The organism is Mesorhizobium sp. M2E.F.Ca.ET.209.01.1.1 (assembly GCF_004010375.2).
Lineage (GTDB): Bacteria > Pseudomonadota > Alphaproteobacteria > Rhizobiales > Rhizobiaceae > Mesorhizobium.
The window spans coordinates 1-287 of record NZ_SADP02001232.1 but is presented as its reverse complement, the minus strand read 5'-3'; the positions used below and the strand labels follow the sequence as shown (position 1 = coordinate 287).

The following is a 287-nucleotide window of genomic DNA, read 5'->3' as shown; positions in this document are numbered from 1 at the left end:
GGACCAATTGCGCGCAAACCGAAGGGTTCGCTGCCTTGGAGGAGGGGCTGAGGTGAACGAAACACCGAAGAAGGCTGACGAAGACAAGGAAATGCGCGAGACGGCGCGTCGCCCGCGCCGGCGCCATCATGCATTTCGACGCCCCGACCAACGGCATCTCGCAGCTCTGGATCGAGCAGGGCCTGGAAATGGGTCGGCCCTCGCGCATCCGCCACCTTGACAGCATGGCCGCCGATGCGCGCGGAGGCCAGTTTTCCGCCATCGACGTTGAGCTCGAGGCGGATGCG

The 287-nt window shown here is 65.2% G+C and carries 2 pseudogenes; one reads left to right on the top strand and one right to left on the bottom strand.

From position 1 onward, the window contains the following. Positions 1 to 110: 110 nt before the first annotated feature. A pseudogene (locus EN852_RS43045) lies at positions 111 to 212 on the top strand (phenazine biosynthesis protein PhzF); the annotation flags it as partial. Here EN852_RS43045 and EN852_RS43040 read toward each other — a convergent pair. Next, positions 201 to 287: pseudogene (locus EN852_RS43040) on the bottom strand (phenazine biosynthesis protein PhzF); the annotation flags it as partial. The pseudogenes EN852_RS43045 and EN852_RS43040 overlap by 12 nt on opposite strands.